At 61.3% G+C, this 20,405-nt stretch carries 22 protein-coding genes; 7 read left to right on the top strand and 15 right to left on the bottom strand.

Annotated features, from left to right (window positions below; all coding sequences use genetic code 11):
- Positions 1-72: 72 nt before the first annotated feature.
- Together BXY39_RS09695 and BXY39_RS09690 are read right to left on the bottom strand one after the other, a co-directional pair.
- Entirely contained in the window at positions 73-2,325 is a 2,253-nt protein-coding gene (locus BXY39_RS09695) for a primosomal protein N' (protein WP_245999033.1), read from the bottom strand.
- Between the two features lie 45 nt (positions 2,326-2,370).
- Positions 2,371-3,156: a TSUP family transporter gene (locus BXY39_RS09690; protein ID WP_121938654.1), complete on the bottom strand. Its 786-nt coding sequence runs from the start codon at positions 3,154-3,156 to the stop codon at positions 2,371-2,373.
- A 259-nt stretch (positions 3,157-3,415) separates the two neighbouring features.
- Between BXY39_RS09690 and fsa the strand changes: the two genes are divergently transcribed.
- Complete coding sequence (fsa, locus tag BXY39_RS09685) at positions 3,416-4,069, top strand: fructose-6-phosphate aldolase (protein ID WP_121938653.1); 654 nt, start codon at positions 3,416-3,418, stop codon at positions 4,067-4,069.
- Positions 4,070-4,114: 45 nt separating this feature from the next.
- Positions 4,115-4,780 carry a class I SAM-dependent methyltransferase gene (locus BXY39_RS09680; protein WP_121938652.1) on the top strand — a complete coding sequence of 222 codons (666 nt, stop codon included), beginning with the start codon at positions 4,115-4,117 and terminating at the stop codon, positions 4,778-4,780.
- A gap of 58 nt (positions 4,781-4,838) precedes the next feature.
- Here BXY39_RS09680 and BXY39_RS09675 read toward each other — a convergent pair whose 3' ends face one another.
- Positions 4,839-5,951 carry a 5-(carboxyamino)imidazole ribonucleotide synthase gene (locus BXY39_RS09675; RefSeq protein ID WP_245999032.1) on the bottom strand — a complete coding sequence of 371 codons (1,113 nt, stop codon included), beginning with the start codon at positions 5,949-5,951 and terminating at the stop codon, positions 4,839-4,841.
- Positions 5,952-5,955: 4 nt separating this feature from the next.
- Entirely contained in the window at positions 5,956-6,465 is a 510-nt protein-coding gene (purE, locus tag BXY39_RS09670; protein ID WP_121938650.1) for a 5-(carboxyamino)imidazole ribonucleotide mutase, read from the bottom strand.
- 197 nt (positions 6,466-6,662) lie between these two features.
- Here purE and BXY39_RS19925 point away from each other — a divergent pair, with 197 nt between their 5' ends.
- The gene (locus BXY39_RS19925; RefSeq protein ID WP_121938649.1) at positions 6,663-7,409 is read left to right on the top strand and encodes a GGDEF domain-containing protein; all 747 of its coding nucleotides are present in this window, start codon (positions 6,663-6,665) and stop codon (positions 7,407-7,409) included.
- Positions 7,410-7,575: 166 nt separating this feature from the next.
- Here BXY39_RS19925 and BXY39_RS09660 read toward each other — a convergent pair whose 3' ends face one another.
- On the bottom strand, positions 7,576-7,773 hold the full coding sequence (locus tag BXY39_RS09660) for a DUF465 domain-containing protein (RefSeq protein ID WP_121938975.1): 198 nt from the start codon (positions 7,771-7,773) through the stop codon (positions 7,576-7,578).
- A gap of 71 nt (positions 7,774-7,844) precedes the next feature.
- Here BXY39_RS09660 and BXY39_RS09655 point away from each other — a divergent pair, with 71 nt between their 5' ends.
- Positions 7,845-8,354, top strand: coding sequence for a TIGR02444 family protein (locus tag BXY39_RS09655; RefSeq protein ID WP_121938648.1), 510 nt, complete (start codon positions 7,845-7,847; stop codon positions 8,352-8,354).
- Between the two features lie 54 nt (positions 8,355-8,408).
- On the opposite strand, the gene BXY39_RS09650 is transcribed toward BXY39_RS09655, so the two are convergent.
- Positions 8,409-8,984: a UbiX family flavin prenyltransferase gene (locus tag BXY39_RS09650; protein WP_121938647.1), complete on the bottom strand. Its 576-nt coding sequence runs from the start codon at positions 8,982-8,984 to the stop codon at positions 8,409-8,411.
- A gap of 184 nt (positions 8,985-9,168) precedes the next feature.
- Here BXY39_RS09650 and BXY39_RS09645 point away from each other — a divergent pair, with 184 nt between their 5' ends.
- Positions 9,169-9,339, top strand: coding sequence for a YdcH family protein (locus BXY39_RS09645; protein WP_121938646.1), 171 nt, complete (start codon positions 9,169-9,171; stop codon positions 9,337-9,339).
- Between the two features lie 140 nt (positions 9,340-9,479).
- On the opposite strand, the gene BXY39_RS09640 is transcribed toward BXY39_RS09645, so the two are convergent.
- Both BXY39_RS09640 and BXY39_RS09635 read right to left on the bottom strand, forming a co-directional pair.
- Positions 9,480-10,163 (bottom strand): DUF1013 domain-containing protein, encoded by a 684-nt coding sequence (locus BXY39_RS09640; RefSeq protein WP_121938645.1) that lies wholly within the window; start codon positions 10,161-10,163, stop codon positions 9,480-9,482.
- Positions 10,164-10,431: 268 nt separating this feature from the next.
- The gene (locus tag BXY39_RS09635; protein WP_121938644.1) at positions 10,432-11,412 is read right to left on the bottom strand and encodes an NAD(P)H-quinone oxidoreductase; all 981 of its coding nucleotides are present in this window, start codon (positions 11,410-11,412) and stop codon (positions 10,432-10,434) included.
- A gap of 130 nt (positions 11,413-11,542) precedes the next feature.
- On the opposite strand from BXY39_RS09635, the gene BXY39_RS09630 reads away from it, so the two are divergent.
- A complete protein-coding gene (locus tag BXY39_RS09630; protein WP_121938643.1) occupies positions 11,543-11,746 on the top strand; it encodes a DUF1192 domain-containing protein in 204 nt (67 codons plus the stop codon).
- 256 nt (positions 11,747-12,002) lie between these two features.
- Here the strand turns inward: BXY39_RS09630 and BXY39_RS09625 are convergent, their stop codons facing one another.
- Together BXY39_RS09625 and rpmE are read right to left on the bottom strand one after the other, a co-directional pair.
- The gene (locus tag BXY39_RS09625; protein ID WP_121938642.1) at positions 12,003-12,464 is read right to left on the bottom strand and encodes an Hsp20 family protein; all 462 of its coding nucleotides are present in this window, start codon (positions 12,462-12,464) and stop codon (positions 12,003-12,005) included.
- 220 nt (positions 12,465-12,684) lie between these two features.
- Positions 12,685-12,909, bottom strand: a complete 225-nt coding sequence (gene rpmE, locus BXY39_RS09620; protein ID WP_121938641.1) for a 50S ribosomal protein L31 — start codon at positions 12,907-12,909, stop codon at positions 12,685-12,687.
- Between the two features lie 290 nt (positions 12,910-13,199).
- Here rpmE and BXY39_RS09615 point away from each other — a divergent pair, with 290 nt between their 5' ends.
- Positions 13,200-14,981, top strand: a complete 1,782-nt coding sequence (locus tag BXY39_RS09615) for an ABC transporter transmembrane domain-containing protein (RefSeq protein ID WP_121938640.1) — start codon at positions 13,200-13,202, stop codon at positions 14,979-14,981.
- Here the strand turns inward: BXY39_RS09615 and BXY39_RS09610 are convergent.
- From BXY39_RS09610 to efp, 5 genes are all read right to left on the bottom strand, one after another.
- Complete coding sequence (locus BXY39_RS09610) at positions 14,978-16,033, bottom strand: serine hydrolase domain-containing protein (protein WP_121938639.1); 1,056 nt, start codon at positions 16,031-16,033, stop codon at positions 14,978-14,980. The two genes, BXY39_RS09615 and BXY39_RS09610, sit on opposite strands and share 4 nt — an antisense overlap.
- Positions 16,034-16,042: 9 nt before the next feature.
- Positions 16,043-17,137 carry a peptidoglycan -binding protein gene (locus BXY39_RS09605; RefSeq protein WP_121938638.1) on the bottom strand — a complete coding sequence of 365 codons (1,095 nt, stop codon included), beginning with the start codon at positions 17,135-17,137 and terminating at the stop codon, positions 16,043-16,045.
- On the bottom strand, positions 17,134-18,441 hold the full coding sequence (locus tag BXY39_RS09600) for a flagellar motor protein MotA (protein ID WP_121938637.1): 1,308 nt from the start codon (positions 18,439-18,441) through the stop codon (positions 17,134-17,136). The genes BXY39_RS09605 and BXY39_RS09600 overlap by 4 nt, the downstream gene beginning before the upstream one ends.
- A 359-nt stretch (positions 18,442-18,800) precedes the next feature.
- Complete coding sequence (locus tag BXY39_RS09595; RefSeq protein ID WP_121938636.1) at positions 18,801-19,613, bottom strand: inositol monophosphatase family protein; 813 nt, start codon at positions 19,611-19,613, stop codon at positions 18,801-18,803.
- An 87-nt stretch (positions 19,614-19,700) separates the two neighbouring features.
- Positions 19,701-20,264: an elongation factor P gene (gene efp, locus BXY39_RS09590; RefSeq protein ID WP_121938635.1), complete on the bottom strand. Its 564-nt coding sequence runs from the start codon at positions 20,262-20,264 to the stop codon at positions 19,701-19,703.
- Positions 20,265-20,405 lie beyond the last annotated feature (141 nt).

Below are 20,405 nucleotides of genomic sequence, written 5' to 3'. Positions count from 1 at the left end.
CAAGCACTGAGATGACGCGCCATAGCGCCACTGAAAACAGGGCCCGCGAGACGCCGTGAAAGCGAACCGGAACTAGAGAAAACTGTATGGATCGATATCGACTTTGACAGTCACACCCTTGACCGGCTCGCTGCGCTTGAGCCAGTCGCGCATCAACGCCTGCACACGCCCAAGACCGCGCTGATGCAACAGCAGCCGCACCCGGTAATACCCACGCAGACGGGCCAGTGGCGCAGGCGCGGGGCCCAGCACCTGCACCGCCTCGCCGCCAGGGGTTTGTCCACTCGGTGCAGTGGCGGCCAGGCGGCGACCTGTCTCGATTACGGCACTTTCGTCCCGGCCGGACAGGATGAGCGCCACCAACCGCCCAAAGGGCGGCATGGCATGACGACGGCGCCCGTCTTCCTCCAGCGCCATGAAACGCGCGCCGTCCCCCTTGACGAGAGCGTCCACCACAGGGTGCGCAGGATCGTAGGTTTGCAAAAACACCCGGCCCGGTCTTGCCGCACGGCCGGCCCGGCCCGCCACCTGGGTCAACTGCTGATAGGTCCGCTCACCCGCGCGCAGATCCCCGCCGCGCAGGCCGAGGTCGGCGTCAATGACACCCACCAGCGTCAACTGCGGGAAGTGGTAGCCTTTGGTAACGATCTGCGTGCCGATGACGATATCCACATTCCCGGCGGCAATGTCGGCAACGAAACGCGCGGTCTCCGACGGATGGTCAAGCGTGTCGCTGGTCATCACCGCGATACGGGCCTCCGGAAAACGGGCGCCGACCTCCTCGAACAGGCGTTCTACACCGGGACCGCACGCCACCAGGCTGTCCTCGGCGCCGCAGGACGGACAGGCCGGCGGCACCGGACCGCTGTGACCGCAATGATGGCACTGCATCCGGCGCTGAAAACGATGCTCCACCATCCAGGCACTGCAATGGGGACATTCCAGCCGGTGGCCGCATGTCCGACACAGTGTCAGCGGGGCGTAACCGCGCCGGTTGAGGAACAGCATCACCTGCTCGCCGCGCGCCAGCGTGTCCCGCATGTCCGCCTCCAACGGCGGTGCAATCCAGCGGCCCGGCGGCGGTGGGTCCCGCCGCATGTCGACAGCGCGGATGTCCGGCAAGGCCGCGCCGCCATGGCGTGCGGTCAGCCGCAGGCGCCGGTACCGGCCCGCATCGGCATTGACGGCCGTCTCCAAACTGGGCGTGGCGGACGCCAGTACGATGGGGCAGCCACCAAGCGAGGCCCGCAGTACGGCCATATCGCGGGCATGGTAAAGAACACCGTCTTCCTGTTTGAAGGATGGATCGTGTTCCTCGTCCACCACGATGAGACCAAGTTTCCGGAACGGCAGGAAAAGGGCCGAGCGCGCGCCGACAATCACGCGGGCGCTTCCCCTGGCGGTCGCCGCCCAGGCGCGTCTGCGCGCGGCCTGTCCCACATCGGAATGCCAGACGACAGGCCTTGCGCCAAAACGGGCCTCAAATCTGTCCAGCCACTGGCTGGTCAACGCGATTTCGGGCACCAGAACCAGGATCTGCGTCTCGTCATCACGGGAAAGCGCCGCTGCGACAGCTTCGAAATACACCTCGGTCTTGCCGGACCCCGTAACTCCGTCCAACAGAAAAACGGCATATTCGCCGGCCGTGACGGCACCACAAACGGCGGCGGCAGCGGCAGCCTGCTCATCGGACAGGGCCGGGCCGGGCCGGGTCGGGTCGGGTAGCGGGTAGGGCGCATCGGCACTGACCTCCCGCATGGTCAACGCGCCGGCCTTGGCCAGACCGCGCACCACGCTTTCGCTGACACCGGCAGCCTCTGCCGCCGCGCGGGCACTCAAGGGGCCCTGTGCGGCGATGGCATCCAGCACGCGCGCGCGGGCGGGCGTCAAACGCGCAGGCCGTTCACGGCCAGGCGCGAAAATACGTTGGACCGGTGGCGGCTCCAGGGCCGCGGGCACGGACAGGATCATGCGCAAAACGCGGCCGCGCGATGTCAGCGTATAAGCGGCGACCCAATCGACAAAGCGGCACAAATCGGGCGTCAGGGGCGGCATATCGACACGTCCGGCAACAGGTTTCAACTTTTCGACGGAAACCGTCCTGTCGGACTTGTCCGGGGCACTGGGGCGTTTAGTATCGGCCGCGGGCCAGACGACACCCGTGACTTCGCGCGGCCCAAGCGGCACGCGTAGAATGCTGCCCTCAGACACTGGCGCGGCATAAAGATAATCCAACGGCCCGGCAAACGGCATGGGCAGCAGAACGGACAGACGCACCATGCCCTCAACGCTATCCGCCGTCAGATTTTTGCCTGCGTCCGTCACTGCTGTTTCCGTAACACTGCCTGTCCCGGCCAAGAAGAATGGGCCTTACAGCAAACCACTGACAAGCCCAAGACCGACGATCATCATCATCACAGCAACAGCAAGCTGCACGAAACGCAGCGTCACCTTGCCAAGAAGACGCACACCCAGATAGGCACCGGCAAAAGCCATCAGCATGGCCAGCGCCACCGTTCCCGTCAGTGCACTGTCAAATCCGCCAAAACCGCCCGAATGCAGAGCAAGGCCATAGACGACAATACGCACCGTATCGACAATGACCGAACAGACAACGCCTGTGGCGACAAACCCCTGTTTGTCCAGACCCGCCTTGATCAGGAAAGCCGAGCGCAAGGCCCCCTGATTACCCGATAGTCCGCCGAAAAAACCGGATAACACCCCACCCGCCGCCAGATAGCGTCGCGGCACCTGTATGACGGCGAAAGCGGGGCTCAGTTCAAGTATGGCGAAAGCCAGAATGAGCAGACCGATAACCAAATTGATCATCGTGACATTCACTGCCTGTCCGAACAGGATGTAATCCAGAACCGGCGGCTGCGCGGCAAGCTCCGCCAACAGCAGGGCACCCGCCACCGCGCTCAGCGCGGCGGGAAGACCGAAGCGCAGCACGACAGGCCAATCCGCCAGGCGGCCCAGAAGGATAAATTTGAACAGATTGTTGGCCAAATGTACGACCGCCGTTGCCGCGACGGCCACCGGCACGGGAAAGAACAGGGCAAAGGCCGGCATCAGCAGCGTCCCCAGGCCAAAACCGGAAAACAGCGTCAGCAGGGACGCGGCAAGGGCCGCAAATGCGATGATGGCCGTTTCCATGGCGCCTTTCCCTTATACTGTATCGTTCTGCAACCATCCGCGTCATCTTGCGGACCAGAGCCAAAGGTGCAAGGCCGATGTGTCCGTAGCCACGCTGCCAAAGGCATCTTACTCAGGCCGCCTGGCGGTGCGCGGCGGGGGCTTTTCTTGCAATACGTCCACGCTTTCAGTAGGCAGGCGGGAAAGTGCATGCTCCATATGGGACCGGCCCTGACGGATTCCATACCAGCCATCAACCCATGAGACGGGACCAAACGCGATGAAATTCTTTCTGGACACCGCAAAAATCGACGAAATCAAGGAAGCCCATGACACCGGTCTGCTGGACGGGGTGACGACAAACCCGTCACTGGTCAAAAAGGCCGGTGGCGATTTCTTCGAGACGCTCAGCGAAATCGCATCGGTCGTCGACGGCCCGGTTTCGGCGGAAACGGTCGCGACAGACCATGAGACGATGCTTCAGGAAGGTCTGAAATGCGCCAAAATCGCCGACAATATCGCCGTTAAAGTGCCGTTGACGGTGGATGGCCTCAAAACCTGCAAGGCCCTCAGGGCCGAGGGCATCATGGTCAATGTCACGCTTTGCTTTTCCGCCAATCAGGCCCTGCTGGCGGCCAAGGCCGGCGCCACATTCATTTCGCCCTTTGTCGGACGGCATGACGATGTGGGCTTCAACGGCATGGAGCTGATCGAGGACATCCGCACCATTTACGACAATTACGGTTTCGACACGGAAATTCTGGTGGCCTCCATCCGCCACCCGGTCCATGTGCTGGAAGCCGCACGAATCGGTGGCGATGTCGCCACCATGCCGTGGGATGTGATGAAGAAACTGTTCAACCATCCGCTCACCGACAAAGGTCTGGACGCGTTTCTGAAGGATTGGGCCGCAACGGGTTTCTCCATACTCTAGGCATGGAACAGGGCGGGGAATAACGCAGCGGGCAGGCGGGATGTGATGGGGACGGAAGACGCCTTTCGGGCACTTGCCAAACGGTATCCGTGGCCGTCCATTGCCGGTGTGCCGCGCTGGCCCTTTACACTGGATGGCGGCGGACGCGAACGGATCGAGGCGATCATCACCGAGCACCGTCCCGCCGTCATGCTGGAGATCGGCTGTTTCCTATGCGGGTCCAGCCGCCGCTGGCTGGAAACGGATCAAAACCTGCGCCTTGTCGGCGTGGACCCATGGGGCGAAGCCCTGATTGATCAATGCCGCCGCTATGTGGGGCGCCCGCGCCTGACCGCCGCATATCCGGACCCCGCCGACCAGAAAGCCTTTGCCGACTCTGTCGCGGCATATGGCCCGCTGGCTTGCGCCCTCGCCAATATATCGGATTTCAGGGACAGGTTCGTGCCTGTGGTCGGCGCCTCACCCGGTATCCTGCCGGCTCTGAAACGCTGGGACATCATGCCCGACCTGATCTACATCGATGCGGATAAAAAAGCGGCCGATCTGATGATTGCGCACCGTCTATGGCCAAATGCCCGGATCACCGGGGACGATTGGACCTGGAACCGTACAAAAGGATACCCGATGCGGAAAACCGTTGAACGTTTCGCCGCGCGGAAAGGGTACAGTGTAGAGGCGGACGGCAGCACCTGGTGGCTGACGCCGCAATGAAAAACATGGCGTTCGCAGGCATTCCGTGCGCAAGAACTGACAAAATCGGAAACACGTGTCAGGCCGTTACCTCCGGCACCTGAGCGTCAACCCATGTCACATGGCCCATCTTGCGGCCGGGCACGGGTTTGCCCTTGCCATAATCGTGCACATGGGCGCCCGGGTCGGACAGAAATGTCGGCACCCTGTCAATCTCGGTCCCAAGCAGATTACGCATACGCACCGGCCCACGCACCCGCACACAGCCCAGCGGCAGGCCGCAGATAGCGCGGATATGCTGTTCAAACTGACTTGTGACGGCGCCTTCTATGGTCCAGTGGCCACTGTTATGCACCCTGGGCGCTAATTCATTGACCACCAGTCCGCCACTGCTCAGGGAAAACATTTCCACCGTCAACAGACCAACATAGTCCAGCGCATTGGCGATGCGGGTCGCCATGACCTTCGCCTGTGCCATTTGCGGCTCCGGCAGGCCTGACGGCACATGGGTTTCGCGCAGAACATGCTCGGCATGGATATTGTGGCACAGGGGATATGCGGAAATATCGCCCGCCCCTGTCCGGGCAATGATAACACTGACCTCACGTTCAAAATCGACAAAGCCTTCCACCACACCGGCCGTACCCTCCAGCATGGCCGCCGCTTTTTTGATATCGGAGGCACGCCGGATCATGGTTTGCCCTTTACCGTCATATCCCCACAGGCGCCTTTTCGCGACACACGGCAGGCCCAGCCGGTCAACCGCGCGTTTCAGGGCGTCCGCATCGTCGACGGGCTCAAACGGGGCGATGTCGATACCGGTATCCCGCAGAAATGTCTTCTCGGACAGGCGGTCCTGGGCGACGGCAAGGGCATTGATACCGGGCCGCACCGGCACCCTGGCGGCAACGCGCTCGACACTGGCCAGGGGAATGTGTTCAAATTCATACGTCGCCACGGCGACCGACCGGGCGAACCGGTCCAGGGCCTCCATATCATCGAAGGGGGCAACGGTTGTCTGTGCGCTGACATCCGCCGCCGGGCTGTTGTCCTTATCCGTGAAAACATGGCAGCGGTATCCCAGCTGCGCGGCCGCCATGGCCATCATACGCCCAAGCTGCCCGCCGCCGAGAATGCCGATCATGCTGCCCGGCGGAACATATTCAGACGATTTTCTTGCGGTCCGGGGCACCGCCTCACCCTTCATCCGAGGTTGCGGTCACGGGAATTTCGGCCACACCGGCCGTTTGAGCGGCCCGCCAGTCGTCGAGACGCCCGGCCAGCGCGTCATCCATCAGAGCCAGAACGCCGGCCGCAAGCAGGCCGGCATTGATGGCCCCGGCCTTGCCGATGGCAAGGGTTCCGACAGGGACCCCGCCCGGCATTTGAACGATGGACAAAAGACTGTCCTGTCCCTTAAGGCTGTGGCTTTCCACAGGCACACCGAAAACAGGCAGCGGTGTCATGGCCGCCGCCATACCCGGCAAATGCGCCGCACCGCCTGCACCGGCGATCAGGCATTTCAGCCCCCGCGAACGGGCACTGCCGGCATAATCATACAATCTGTCAGGCGTGCGGTGCGCCGAGACGATCCGGGCTTCGTAAGCAACGCCCAGCGCATCCAGCACTTCGGCGGCATGTTTCATGGTCGGCCAGTCGGACTGACTGCCCATGATGATTCCAACTAGGGGCGCTGACTCTTGCATAAGCGTGGGCTTGACTGGCATATCCCAAGTGATAAGCGGAAGCGCGATTATAGAAATCGCTTGCAGCGATGCAAGCACAGTTGCCGATACTGCACAGGATCATAGCCCCCGTAATGTCCCGGCCTTGTCATGGGAATCGGAAAGCGGGCATACTGGTGCGCAGACACGGGGCTTAGGGCAAAGGCCTGTAAGAACGCATGAAAATCGCCAATCCGATAGAAGGCGCAGCAACTGCCGGCATCAGGCGCACGGCGGAAAGCCGTCCCTTGTCGCGTGGCGAGGCGCGCGCGGCCTCAGCCCCGCGGTCGATCACCGACACGGTTGAAACCCTTGGCATCCCGTCAGGCGAGCTGACACCAAGTGTCCACAAGGCCATCGTCACACTGATCGGCGAGGTGGATACATTGCGCAGGGATCTTGATGCGGCCAACAGACGCCTGCGCGAACTGGAAGACCTGGCCGACATGGACACCCTGTTGCCCGTACCCAACAGACGTGCATTCGTACGCGAATTGAACCGGATGATATCCTTCGCGGAACGGTACGGAGCGCCCTCAACGGTGATGTTCATAGACCTGAACGACATGAAGGTGATCAATGACACATATGGTCATGAAGCCGGGGACAAGGCTTTGCTCCATGTCGCCCGCACATTGTCCGACAACATTCGCGGCACGGATACCGTCGCGCGTCTGGGCGGGGATGAATTTGGCGTGATTCTGGCCCAGGCGGACGAGGAAACCGGCCGGCGCAAAGCGGAAGACCTGGCGGCCCTTGTCCGGCAAACACCGCTGACCATCAATGGCACACAGCATGCGGTCAATCTGGCTTACGGCACCTACACCTTCCGAAGCGACGATGCGCCTGAAACAGCGCTGGCACGCGCGGACGAAGCCATGTATGCCAACAAAAAAGCCATCAAAGGGGAAAATGCCGTCCGTTGACGGAAAACCGCGCCGCCCGCGGCAGGCCGGGCCTCTTTAAAATACCGGTGTCGGAAAAGTCCAAGCGCCCTGAATGAGGGTGGGTATCGGATGTCACAAATTGCAGATGGTAAAAATGGCCGATACCGTGGCTCTCAGGCGGTGTGGCTTTCAGACGGTGTGGCTTTCAGGCGATAATATCGGGGACCAGCATGGTCTGCAGGGTGTTGATCTGGTCTTTCAGCAGCAATTTACGCTTTTTCATGCGCTGCACCTGCAACTGGTTGAAGGTGCCGGCCCGCTCAAGGGCCGTGATTGCATCATCCAGATCGCGGTGTTCCTGCATCACGGCGGACAAACGCCCCCGGATCGCTGTTTCGTCCATGCCGACAACCCCCTCAAACATAGCAACACCCTTCCCTGTCAACACCGACCTGATAATATTGCCACTATAGCATGAAGACAGGACCCATAGAAGAAAAGCCGCCCGGTATCAAAAAGACCGTGCGGGACGCTCCCACGAGGGCGGACGATTTCTGGGCGTTTTCCCTTGCCCTCTATGCTCGTCCGGATGTCGCAGATGCCTGCCTTGACGCCCAGGACAGGCTGGGCGCCGATGTCAATCTGCTGCTGCTTACCGCATGGTTGGCCGCACAGGGCCGAATGCCGGACACACAGTCATGGACACAACTGATAGCCGTATCATCCCGCTGGCAACGGCACATACTTGGCCCGCTGAGAGCCAGACGGCGCGCCCTGAAAGGTCACCCGGGATATGAGGCCATCAAGGACAAAGAGCTGGAAACGGAAAAGACCTGCCAGGCCGCACTGGTCTCGGCACTTGGCGTGACGGTACCTTTAAGCGCCGATCCCTTTGACCCGTATCGCCGCCATCTGGACCCGGATGGACTGCCCGGTGGCCGCGCCCAGTGGGACAGGACCATCGCACTGTTGCTGCCACAGTGACAAAATGGGCGGGAAAGGCATCGCCTGCCGACCCTCACACGGGCGACCCCGGTTTCAGTCTTCCGCCCGCCAGCGCCGCAGATCCGGCACCGCAACGTCGAAAAGATCAAGCATCCGCGCCACCGTCTGGGTGACAAGGTCATCCACATCCTTCGGCCGGGTGTAAAATGCCGGAACCGGCGGGGCGATGACGGCCCCCATTTCGCTCAAAGCCGTCATTGTGCGCAAATGACCGGTGTGCAGGGGCGTTTCCCGCACCATCAGTACCAGCCTGCGGCGTTCCTTGAGAACGACATCGGCAGCCCGGCTGACCAGGCTGGCCGTCACACCGGTGGCAATTTCCCCCATGGTTCGTATCGAACAGGGCGCCACCAGCATGCCTGCGGTTATGTAGGAACCGCTGGCAATCGCGGCGCCGATATCGGCCGCCGGATACTGCCTGTCCGCCAGATCCCGCACACTGCTGACAGACCGGCCGGTTTCCTCAACCAGTGTCCGCTCGCCCGCCCTGGATAAAACCAGATGGGTTTCCACCGGCTGGTCCCGCAGCAACTCAAGAGCCCGCAGGCCGTAAACCGCGCCGCTGGCCCCTGTTATGGCAATAATCAACCGTTTCCCGTTATCGGCCACACGAGTCTCCTTCAGGCATGGCTTTCCCTTTACAGGATGAAGTCTTACCCATGCCGATGGCTGGCTTTAAGTACCGGAAGGTAAGGGGTGTTTTCCGCAAGGCAAATGTTTTTCGTGACAACGGGGCAGCCATGGTGCTGAATGGAGAGTCCGGGAACATCAATCAAGCAAAGGAGTATAAAACATGAGCCTGAATGCGCATGTCGAACGCCTGAATGCCAAACATGCTGAGATTGAAAGCACCATCGCCCGGGAAGAACTGCGTCCCCATCCGGACACATTGCGAATAACACAGCTAAAGCGCAGAAAACTCCGATTAAAGGAAGAGCTCTCACGGCTGGAAACACAGCATTAGTCAGAGCCCTGTTTCACACGCACCCCTCAAACTGAACAGGATGCAGTCCCCCTGCCCTGAAACGCCGCAGGCGTGACCGACAGAGGTCACGCCTGGCAATTGTTGTCTTCAATGTAACGAAACAGACCGCAGGGCTGCTATCAGACCGTCGTCGTCTCGTCCGGGCCGGCTGAAGTGTCCTGCGGACCGTCCGCCGCTGAAGGGGCATCGTCGGTCTCATCACCTGCTACGGGCAGAATGGTGGTGCCGGCGGCATCGTCATCGGAAACATCATCGGAACCGGCGGGCGCACCGCCCATCTTTTCACGCCGGGCGGCGGCATGGCGCACAGCCTCGTCCAGCTCCGTCTGACGGCACAGGCCGAGGCCAACGGGGTCCTGCGGACGAATATTGGACATATTCCAGTGGCTGCGGTCACGAATGGCCTGAATGGTCGGTTTGGTCGTACCGACAAGACGGCTGATCTGCAGATCGGACAATTCGGGGTGGTGACGGATCAGCCAGGCAATCGCGTCGGGTTTGTCCTGCCGCTTGGACACCGGTGTATAGCGGGGGCCCTTGGTCCGGGGTTTGGTTTCCACATCGTGTCGGGTCAGCGTCAAACGGGCATTGGGATCCGCCTGGCAGCGGTCGATCTCCGCCCGGGTAAGCTGGCCGTTCACCGTCGGGTCCTGACCCACGATATGAGCGGCAATGGTTCCATCGGCAACACCCTGTATTTCCAGTTCATGCACACCGCAGAACTCGGCAATCTGCCGGAATGTCAGGGCCGTATTGTCGACCAGCCACACGGCTGTTGCCATCGGCATCAGGATTTGGGTCATAACTGTATCCACTTAAAATCTGTTGGCTGTCTTCCACCGGTTCCGGATGCCCATAGCCTGCCTTACCCCGAGACGCAGGATAAACGCATGCCATTCAGACGGCAGCGCCGTCTGCCTTTTCTCGCATGGCAAAAGCATCAGGAAAAGGGGGAAGAACAATTCCCTAGATTTCTATGTAACAGGTCCTTGCCGGACTGTCACCGGCAAAGCACGTCCGTTTCAGAGGCCGCCGGCTCTGGGAAAAGACAAGCTGATCCGGCTCACGGTTTCAAGCCGTGCTGAGAAGAATCTTACCCATATGACTGCCGTCTTCCATGCGGCCGTGGGCGGCACTAGCTTCAGCAAGCGGTAAAACCGTATCCGTCACGCTGCGCAACCCGCCACCTTCAAACAACGGCCACACATGCGTCTGCAATGCCCCTGCGATCGCCCCCTTGAATGCACTGTCGCGCGGACGCAGCGTGCTGCCCGTCAGGGTCAGGCGTTTCAGCATCACCGGCAGCATGTTGAACGCCACCTGCGGTCCCCGCAGAAAGGCGATGGACACATGCCGACCGTCCGGTGCCATGGCCGCGATATTGCGCGGCACATAATCGCCGCCGACCATATCCAGAACCACATCAACCCCCTTACCGCCCGTCGCATCCGCCAGCACGCTGACAAAATCGTCCCTTTTGTAATTGATGACCAGATCGGCGCCGAGCGCACGGACGAAATCGGCTTTTTCCTCCGACCCCACGGTTGTCGCCACCCAGGCGCCGAAAGCCTTGGCCAACTGAACAGCCGCCGTGCCGATCCCCGATGAACCGCCATGAACAAGAAGCCGCTCACCGGATTGCAGACGCCCGCGGTCAAATACATTGGACCAAACGGTAAAATACGTCTCCGGCAGACCGGCCGCATCCACAATATCCATACCATGCGGGACGGGCAGGACCGTTTCGGTCGGCGCCGTGCAATATTCGGCGTATCCGCCGCCTGTCACCAGCGCGCAAACATCGGCCCCGACGGCCACGCCGTCCACCCCTTCGCCTAGGGCATCCACCGTGCCCGACACTTCCAGTCCCAGAATATCGGATGCGCCGGGCGGCGGGGGGTAAAGCCCCTGACGCTGCACGATGTCAGGGCGGTTAACCCCGGCCGCGGCCACACGGATCAACACCTCACCCGGGCCGGGCACCGGCTTCGGCCTGTCCACGAGCTGGAGCATATCGGCGCCGCCGGGCTCGCTGGCAATAATGGCTTTCATATGATTCCGTCTCCCTGCTTTCTGCCGGCGGAAGGGCAGATCAACACCAACGGACACAGTGACAAGTCCCCCGGTCCTTGGCAAACTTTCACAGAGATATGCACGATGATGACACGACGGGAGATACGGAATGGACCTGGAAGACGATCGGCCGACCCCGGCCGGAGACAGTTTGAGTACGGTGGAAAACGAAGCGCTTGACGCCTTGGGGGTCGCGGAACTGGAAACCCGTATCAGACGTCTGAAGAGCGAAATCGTCCGGACAGAGGCCGCTCTGGCCGCCAGGGCCGATACCCGCAAGGCTGCGGACGCCTTGTTTTCAGGCAAAGCCTAGGGATATCCGTTTACACAGCCGAACCGGTGGACAGCAGATGCAAAAAGGGACGGGTCGCGTAAAGGCGAACCCGTCCAGGACTGTGCGGCCTGATCCGGACCACAGGGGGCAGAGGCCCGAGCGCCTCTGGCCGCACACAGCGAGGAAACAGTGTCCATCAGTCTGACAGGGGGCATCTCCGGGCCACATGCTTTCCGATCTTCACCTAAACGACCGGTCATGCTGCGGACATGCACCCTATCAGCAAATGGCAGCCTTAGGCGGCGTCGGCTTCAATGGTTTTGGGCTCTGCCGGCCGCTCCGCGCGGATCTCGATCGTGCGGGGCTTCTTATGGTCGGGGATCACGCGTTGCAGGGCCACTTCAAGCAGGCCGTTTTCAAGCTTGGCGGCACCAACCTGAACCGTGTCGGCCAATTCGAACCGGCGCTCGAACGCGCGCTTGGCAATACCACGGTGCAGGTACCGCGTGGTGTCATCGCCGTCCTTGGCCCGACCGGAAACGATCAGCGTGCTTTCCTGCACGGTGACGGTCAACTCATCGGGGCTAAAGCCGGCAACAGCCATGGTGATACGATAGTCGTCCTCGCCCAACTTTTCGATATTGTAGGGCGGATAGGACGGCGTCGTATCGCCGCTTAACGCCGTATCGATCAGACGGTTCAAATGGTCAAAGCCGACCGAACTGCGCATCAGGGGGGAAAGGTCAAAACGAGTCATTGTCGTCCTCCTAAATCATGAGCAACGTTTAAAAACAGCCCGCCATACGGCCGGGCGAATAACGTTCCGATCCCGCTTTGCGGCAACCGGACATGACAGATGTGGGGAGGACGAAACGCGGTTTCAAGCCCTGGCGAAACAGGCCTGAACGGAGCGTCCGTAAATGCCCGGGGGCGCCGTGGCAAAACCACGGCGCCCCCGGACAACAATCGCTAAAAGATTACTTTTTAAGTGAGAAAGAGCCGAAGCGCTTCTTGAAGCGCGCGACCTGACCGCCCTCAACAACGGTGCGACCGCCACCGGTCCAAGCCGGATGGGATTTCGGATCGATCTCAAGCGTCAGCGTGTCGCCTTCCGAGCCCCAGGTCGAGCGGGTCTCAAAAGTCGTCCCGTCGGTCATCACAACCTTGATGGTGTGGTACTCGGGATGAATATCCTGTTTCATCGGTTCGTCCTTCGTTTTGAAACGAGGCGGCTATATAAGCGAGGCAGGCCCCGATTGCAAGACCAAAACAGGCTGATCCGGAAGTTTACGGGCCGGGTTTGCCGGTCGCGTACACGCAGCGATCCCAGTCCGGCTTTCCAATCGCGGGAACCACGCTCCTGCGCCCAGCGGAACAAATATATTCCACCGTCACCGAAGACATTGCCGGATGGCGACAGACTGCCTACATATGGCGCTGCGTCAAAACGGGCTGATCAATAATAGCCGGCCAATAATAACAGGGGATTCGTATGAGCGATACGGCCATCCGTCAGGAGCATGAGCCGCCAAAGGGGCGACTTACAAACCTGAGGACATTGTGGCTCTACATTCGCCGCTATCCGCTTGAACTTTCGCTGGCCGGGTTCTTCCTCATCATCAGCGCCGTGACGGTCCTGATCGTCCCGACGGCCATCCAGAGCATTGTCGACAAAGGGTTTACCCGTGCCGAGGCCGGGGCGATCGAGGATCACTTCTTCCTGTTCGTAATCATCGTCACGGTACTGGCGGCCGCGACCGCGCTGCGCTTTTTCTTTGTGACGTGGCTGGGCGAGCGGGTCGTCGCGGATATCCGCAAGGCGGTTTATGAACGCCTGATCAGCCTCAGCCCGGAGTTTTTCGAAACCAACAGTCCGGGGGAAATCGTCTCCCGTCTCACGGCGGACACAACACTGGTACAAACCATCGTGGGATCGTCCATGTCGGTCTGGGCACGCAATTTCCTGATCGCCATCGGCGGCACCGTCTGGCTTTTCGTGATGAACCCCAAATTGATGGGGCTGATCGCCATCGTGATTCCACTGGTGATCGCCACGGCCATCATCGTCGGGCGGCGGGTGCGCACCCTTTCGCGGCGCAGTCAGGACCGTGTGGCCGACGTGGGCGCCAAGGCCAACGAATCGCTTGCCGCCCTGTCCATCGTACAGGCCTTCACGCGGGAAAGTGCCGAGGCCGAGCGTTTCGGCGCACAGGTGGACGCCGCCTTTTCCGTGGCGCGCCTGCGCATTATGGTGCGCGCGGCACTGACCGGTCTGCTGATCTTCATGATTTTCGGCGCCATCGCACTGGTCATGTATCAGGGGGCACAGGATGTGATCGCCGGGAAGATGACACCGGGCGAAATTCTGGCCTTCATCATGCGCGCCGTTTTCGTCGCCGGCGCCTTCGGTGCCCTGTCGGAAATTTACAGCGATCTCCAGCGTGCCGCCGGGGCTGCCGGAAGGCTGGCCGAGCTGTTGTCGGCGGAAAGCCGAATCAAGGCACCTGCCAAGCCGAAAGCCCTGCCGCAGCCGGTCACGGGCAACATCCGTTTCGACGATGTCACCTTTGCCTATCCGTCCAAGCCGGGACAGGCCGCCCTTACGGACTTCACCCTGCATGTTCGCCCAGGCGAGACCGTCGCCCTTGTCGGTCCATCGGGCGCGGGAAAATCAACCGTGCTGCAGCTTCTGCTGCGGTTTTACGACCCGGACAACGGGCACGTGACCATTGACGGCACGAACATCGCCGACACCGACCCGACGCAGTTCCGCCGGACTCTCAGCTTCGTACCGCAGGACACCATTATTTTCGCCGACAGTGTGGCGGAAAATATCCGCTACGGACGGCTGGAAGCAACCCGTGACGAAGTTGTCGATGCAGCCAAGGCCGCCGCCGCCCACGACTTTATCGAGGCGTCGCCGGATGGCTTCGACACATTCCTCGGCGAGCGGGGGACACGCCTGTCCGGCGGGCAGCGGCAGCGCATCGCCATTGCCAGGGCACTGCTGCGCGACGCGCCCATCCTGCTGCTGGACGAAGCCACCAGCGCGCTTGACGCCGAAAGCGAACAAAAGGTGCAACAGGCCCTCACCCGTCTGATGAAGGGACGCACCACGCTTGTCATCGCGCACCGGCTAGCGACGGTAAAATCCGTCGACAGGATCGTCGTGATGGATCAGGGACGCATCGTCGCCGAAGGCCGCCACGACGAGCTGGTCAGACAGGGCGGGCTTTACAAACGCCTTGCCGACCTGCAGTTCGGGGATGTCTAGGGCTGATCCTGTTTGCCCACAAGGGCGGGCACGATGGTGGAATACAGCCATTCAGCCGGCTGAAACTGGCGTTTGGCATTGTTGAAATTCGTACCGGTAAAAGCCGCAACGATACCGGCTTCCGGCAAAACGAAAATGAAGGTACCGCCATTGCCGTGGGCATAGACCGTCTCATAGGTCCTGCCGTTGTGAGGGATGGTATTGCGCCACCAGAGATAGCCGTAAGTGGAGCCACGTCCCGGTACCCTGGTCCGCTCTTTCAGCATGGTCTCAACCCAGTCGGCGGAGACGATGGTGCGGTCCTGCCAGCGCCCTTCCGCCAGCACCAGTTGCCCGATACGGTGAAGAGCCCCCAAACTGAGGCGCAGGTGCCCGCCGGTATCGGTGTGACCTGCCGGGGTCTTTTCCCACCGTGCGCCGTCGATGCCGAGGGGGGCAAACAGCCGCGCCTCGGCAAACTCGGGCACCGGTTCACCGGACAGCGTTTCGATCACCCGGCCCAATAGCACGACGCCGCCGGTGCAATAACTGAAATGTCTGCCGATTTCATATGCAAGCGGCTGGCTCAGCAAAAAGCGGCCCCAATCCTTCGTCTTGTACATCTTGTCTTCATGACCGAGAGACGCCGGAGACCAGTCGTCGCAGGCAAGGCCCGTGCGCATGGTGAGCGCGTCGACAAGGTGGAGATCCCGCCGTGCATCATCCGGCGACATGTGAGCAAAACTGTCCGGTAAAATGTCGTCAAAACGTGTCTTGATCCCCTTCAGCCTGCCCCCATCCCTGAGAATACCGATCAGAAGCGCCGTAATGCTTTTGGTGGCGGAGCGGATGTCATGACGCGTATCCGGTCCCTTGCCGGGGGCGTACACCTCGGCGGCGACCCTGCCGTGCATGGAGACCATCATGCCGGTGACACCTTTATGATCGCCGTCAGCGATCTGCCCTGCCAGCGTTTGCAACGGGGCATCATCGGCATTGACCGCCAGGCAGGCGCATAAAGACAAAGCAGCCAGAACAAGATGGCGCACGCGCATGGTACGGCTTCCAATCATGCTTGGACGTTATCGTTGGGTCAGACGCATTTCGATACGCCGGTTGCGGGCATAGGCCACATCATTATCGCCGGCATCAAGGGGCTGATGCTCGCCAAAACCGGTCGCCGCCAGACGCTCCGCCGGTACGCCGACGCTCGTCAGAAATTCCACGACCGAAATGGCGCGCGCCGCACTCAGGTCCCAGTTGCTGCGAAAGCGTGCCGTCGCGATCGGCCGCCGGTCGGTATGGCCGTCCACCCGCAGGACCCAGTTAAGGTCGACCGGAATGTCAGCCGCAATGGTCAGCAGGGTTTCGGCGAATTTGCGCAGCTCCGCCCGCCCTTCGGGACCCAGTTCCGCACGACCGCTTTCAAACAGTAGTTCGGATGCAAAAACGAAACGATCCCCTTCGATGCGGATTTCAGGCCGTGAGGACAGCACATCTTTCAGGCGCCCGAAAAATTCCGACCGGTAGCCCGCCAATTCCTCGACCTTGCTGGCGAGTGCACGGTTCAGACGGCGGCCCATATCGACGATGACGGCGCGGTTACGGCGATCCCGCTCCTCACTGGCCTCAAGCGCGGCTTCAAGCCGGGCAAGCTGTTCCTGCAGGGCCTGCAGGCTGTTGCGCAGGCGCGCCACTTCCGACCGGGCGCTTTGCGACAGGCGGCGTTCTTCTTCCAATGCGGTGCTGGCTTCGTCATAGTCGCGTTGCAACCGGTCCGACAGGGCCGTCAACGTGTCGCGGCTGAGGGTCAATTCCTCAAGCTGGGCCCGTGTGGCGGCAAGCGCGGCTTCCGCGTCGGAGAGACTGCCGGTCAGGCGGTCCCGCTCCGTATTGGCGGCGGTGAGAGAGGCGGACAATTCCGCCATGCTGTCCCGCAGGGCCATATTGGCCTGCTGTTCCATGCGCAGAAGATTGCCGAGCTGCAACACCTGTCCGCGCAACTCCGCGAGAAGTTGCTCGCGTCCCGTCAGGGCCTGTCCCAGGAAAAACTGCCCCAGCACGAAAATGCTGAGCAGGAAAATGATCACCATCAGCAACGTGGACAGCGCGTCGACAAATCCGGGCCAACTGGTGTCCTGCCCGCCTAGGCCGCCGCGCCGCCGGGCGGTGATCATGCGCTTTCACCCTTTTTGGGTTTACTCGCGATCCTGTCCCCGGTTGCGGGCGTACCGCCGACGGCACTTAACCCCGGATGGGCGGCGGCCTCGGCGGTTGCATCAACGACGGGCTGATGCGGCCCCGGTTTCGGCTGGTCTTTTGGCCCCGGGCGGCGGGCGGTCAGCCGCGCGCTGTCCATACCGGCAGCCAGCGTGCGCGCCAGCAGTTTAATGTCGTCGCGCAAATCCTCCAGCATCCGCTCGGACTGGCGCGCTTGTGCCTCGGTCAGGCGTTTCAGGCCCACATCCAGATTGCGGATATGTTCCTTGCTGGCCGCGTCCAGGGCGGGCACAGGGGCCGGTGGCGGGCGGTCCTCTATACGGGTCATCCGTTCCATGGCCAGCAGCAGCTTGCGATTGGTTTCCTCTGCCCGGGCCAGTGCCTCATCCTGCCCCTGGAGCCTGTCGGCAAGGGCGGCAACGGACTCAGCGATAGCGCGCAAGCCTGCCTCCATCTCGCCGCTGCCCTCCTGCGAGCGTTGCAGGGTACGGTTCAGACGGTCGATACCGTCCGCCGTCTGTTCCATCAACGCCGCCATATAGGCGTTCGGGCCTTCTTCCTCATCGGCACGGGACAGCTTGGTCGCGCCGGCCAGCCAGTCCTCGACCTCATTATAAAAACGGGTCTGCGCCTGACTGGCCTGCAAGTCCATGAAACCAAGCACAAGCGACCCGGCCAGCCCGAAGAGCGAGGAGGAAAATGCCGTCCCCATGCCGCCGAGCGGCGCTTCCAGACCGGCTTTCAGCTCATCGAACATCAGCGCCATGTCACTGCCGTCCACCGTCAGCCCCTTGATGGTGCCACCGATGGCGCCAATGGTGCCAAGCAGCCCCCAAAAGGTCCCAAGAAGACCAAGAAAGACCAAAAGACCGGTCAGATATTTGCTGATCTCGCGGCTTTCCTCCAGCCGGGAGGCGATACCGTCCAGTACGGACCGCATGGACTGCGCCGTCAGCCGCATGCCCCCTTCCTGCGAGGCGGCAAGCAACGCGGCGGCAGGCGCCATCAGACGCGGCGTGACCGATGTGCCGGCCCCGTCAATCCGCTTGAAGGCGGCGATCCAGTCCAGTTCCGTGTTCAGGTCGACAACCCGGCGGTAAGCATACGCAATGCCGATGACAAGCACGCCGAGGATCACACCGTTAAGCACGACATTCGCGAGAAATGCCCCCATCAGCGCCTGCCGCAGGGCGACAGCCAGCAGGACAACAACCCCGACAAACAGGGTCATCCGGATCAGGAATGTACGCGGTTTCTGCACAAATCAGCCCTCCTGCCGCCTAAGCCACCCCACTTTAAGGGCAAAAGTGAGGCAAACAAGGGGGTTGCTTACCGTCTTTTTGCGGAGTCACCGGATATCCACAGACAAAGCCGGCAATCCCGGTGCAAAAATCGGTTTCTTCCGGCGAACCGAATACGCCGGACCACCCCGGAGACAGGCCCTGCGCGATCATAATGGTCTGACAGACATGGAAGCGCGTGGCATGGATCGTTTTCATAACCGACCCTGCCAGTGGCTGTATGCTCATGCGCGGGAAACGGAGCCCGGTGCCGAGATAGGCACCGCGATACCGCCCCGTTCAGCGCCGAACAACACCTGCCGACGGCGCGTATAACCGCTCAGGCATCCGCCAGCTTGCGGCGGGCGCGCTTGATCACCCGCTCAATGGGGGCATGCAGGCGGTCATTAGCGGCAATGATGTCGCCCCGTTCCAGCATTTTCTGGCCGCCGGTCATATCCGTCACATAACCGCCTGCCTCACGCACCAGAAGGATGCCGGCCGCCATGTCCCAGGGCTGAAGCCCGCTTTCCCAAAAACCGTCAAACCGGCCGGCCGCGACATAGGCGAGATCCAGAGTGGCCGCACCGAAACGCCGCACACCGGCGACAGAGGTCATCATTTCCGACAGCTCCGCCCGGAAGGCATCATGCCCGTCCCGGCCACGGAACGGAATGCCGGTGGCCAGAAGCGCATCGTCCATTTTGCCGCGCCCGGAGACACGCAGACGGGTATCGTTCAGATAGGCGCCGACACCCCGTTCGGCCCAGAACAGTTCATCCGTCAGCGGCGCATAGATGACGCCGGCGATAATCTCGCCCCTTTCCTCCACCGCGACCGTGGTCGCGAAATGAGGAACGGAGTGCAGGAAGTTGGTCGTACCGTCGAGCGGGTCGATCAGAAAACGAACATCCGCGCGCTTGCCTTTCACCTCGCCGCTTTCTTCCATCAGGAAACCGAAATCGGGACGCGCGCGGTGCAGCTCTTCAAACAGGACTTTTTCAGCCCGCCGGTCCGCGACCGAAACAAAGTCCGACGGTCCTTTTTTCGAGACCTGCAAATGCTCCACCTCGCCAAAGTCCCGGCGCAGGCCCCGGCTGGCCTTCATGGCGGCCGACACCATGACGTTGATCAGAGCGCTGCGATGCGCCATCGGACTTCTCCTGAAACAGAACGGTTATGACGAAGATCGCCCTCGTCAATGAGGGCACTCAAGCGGCTTCAATTGAGCAAACGGGTCTCAGTCGGCGCGGCCGGTATATTCCCGTTCAGCAGTGGCGACAATCACCTTGTCGCCCTGATTGACGAAAGGCGGCACCATGATGCGTAGGCCGTTGTCCAGCAGCGCGGGCTTGTAGGAACTGGCTGCTGTCTGGCCTTTGACCACCGGCTCGGTCCCGGTAACGGTCAACGTTACCTTTTCCGGCAGGGAAATGCCGAGAGGCGTTTCCTCGTGAAATTCAATCACCACATCCATGCCGTCCTGCAGAAAAACGGCATCATCACCGATATCGTCCTCGGAAATGAGGATCTGTTCATAGGTAGCCGTGTCCATGAAAGTGAACATGCCGCCATCGGCAAAAAGATACTGATAATCCTTCTGTTCCAGACGCACGCGCTCGACCTTTTCCGATGACCGGAAACGTTCGTTCATCTTGGTGCCGTCCTTCAGGTTTTTCAGTTCCACCTGCAGGTAGGCGCCGCCCTTGCCGGGCTGGGTGTGCTGGATTTTCACGGCGCGCCACAGGCCGCCCTTATGCTCGATCACATTGCCGGGACGCACAGCGTTTCCATCAATCTTCATCGCAACGACCTCATTCTCTTTGCAAGCATTCTGCGGGGCGGATACACGGATCAAAGATCAAAGCGGCGGGCCCAGCCCACCGGCAGCGGTGCTATAACGGATTTGCCGCACGCGGGCAACGCCGTTCTCGCGGCACCTCAT

The organism is Eilatimonas milleporae, from assembly GCF_003688555.1.
Lineage (GTDB): Bacteria > Pseudomonadota > Alphaproteobacteria > Sphingomonadales > Kordiimonadaceae > Eilatimonas > Eilatimonas milleporae.
Note: the sequence above shows the minus strand (reverse complement) of the source record. Positions and strands in the feature narration are given on the sequence as shown.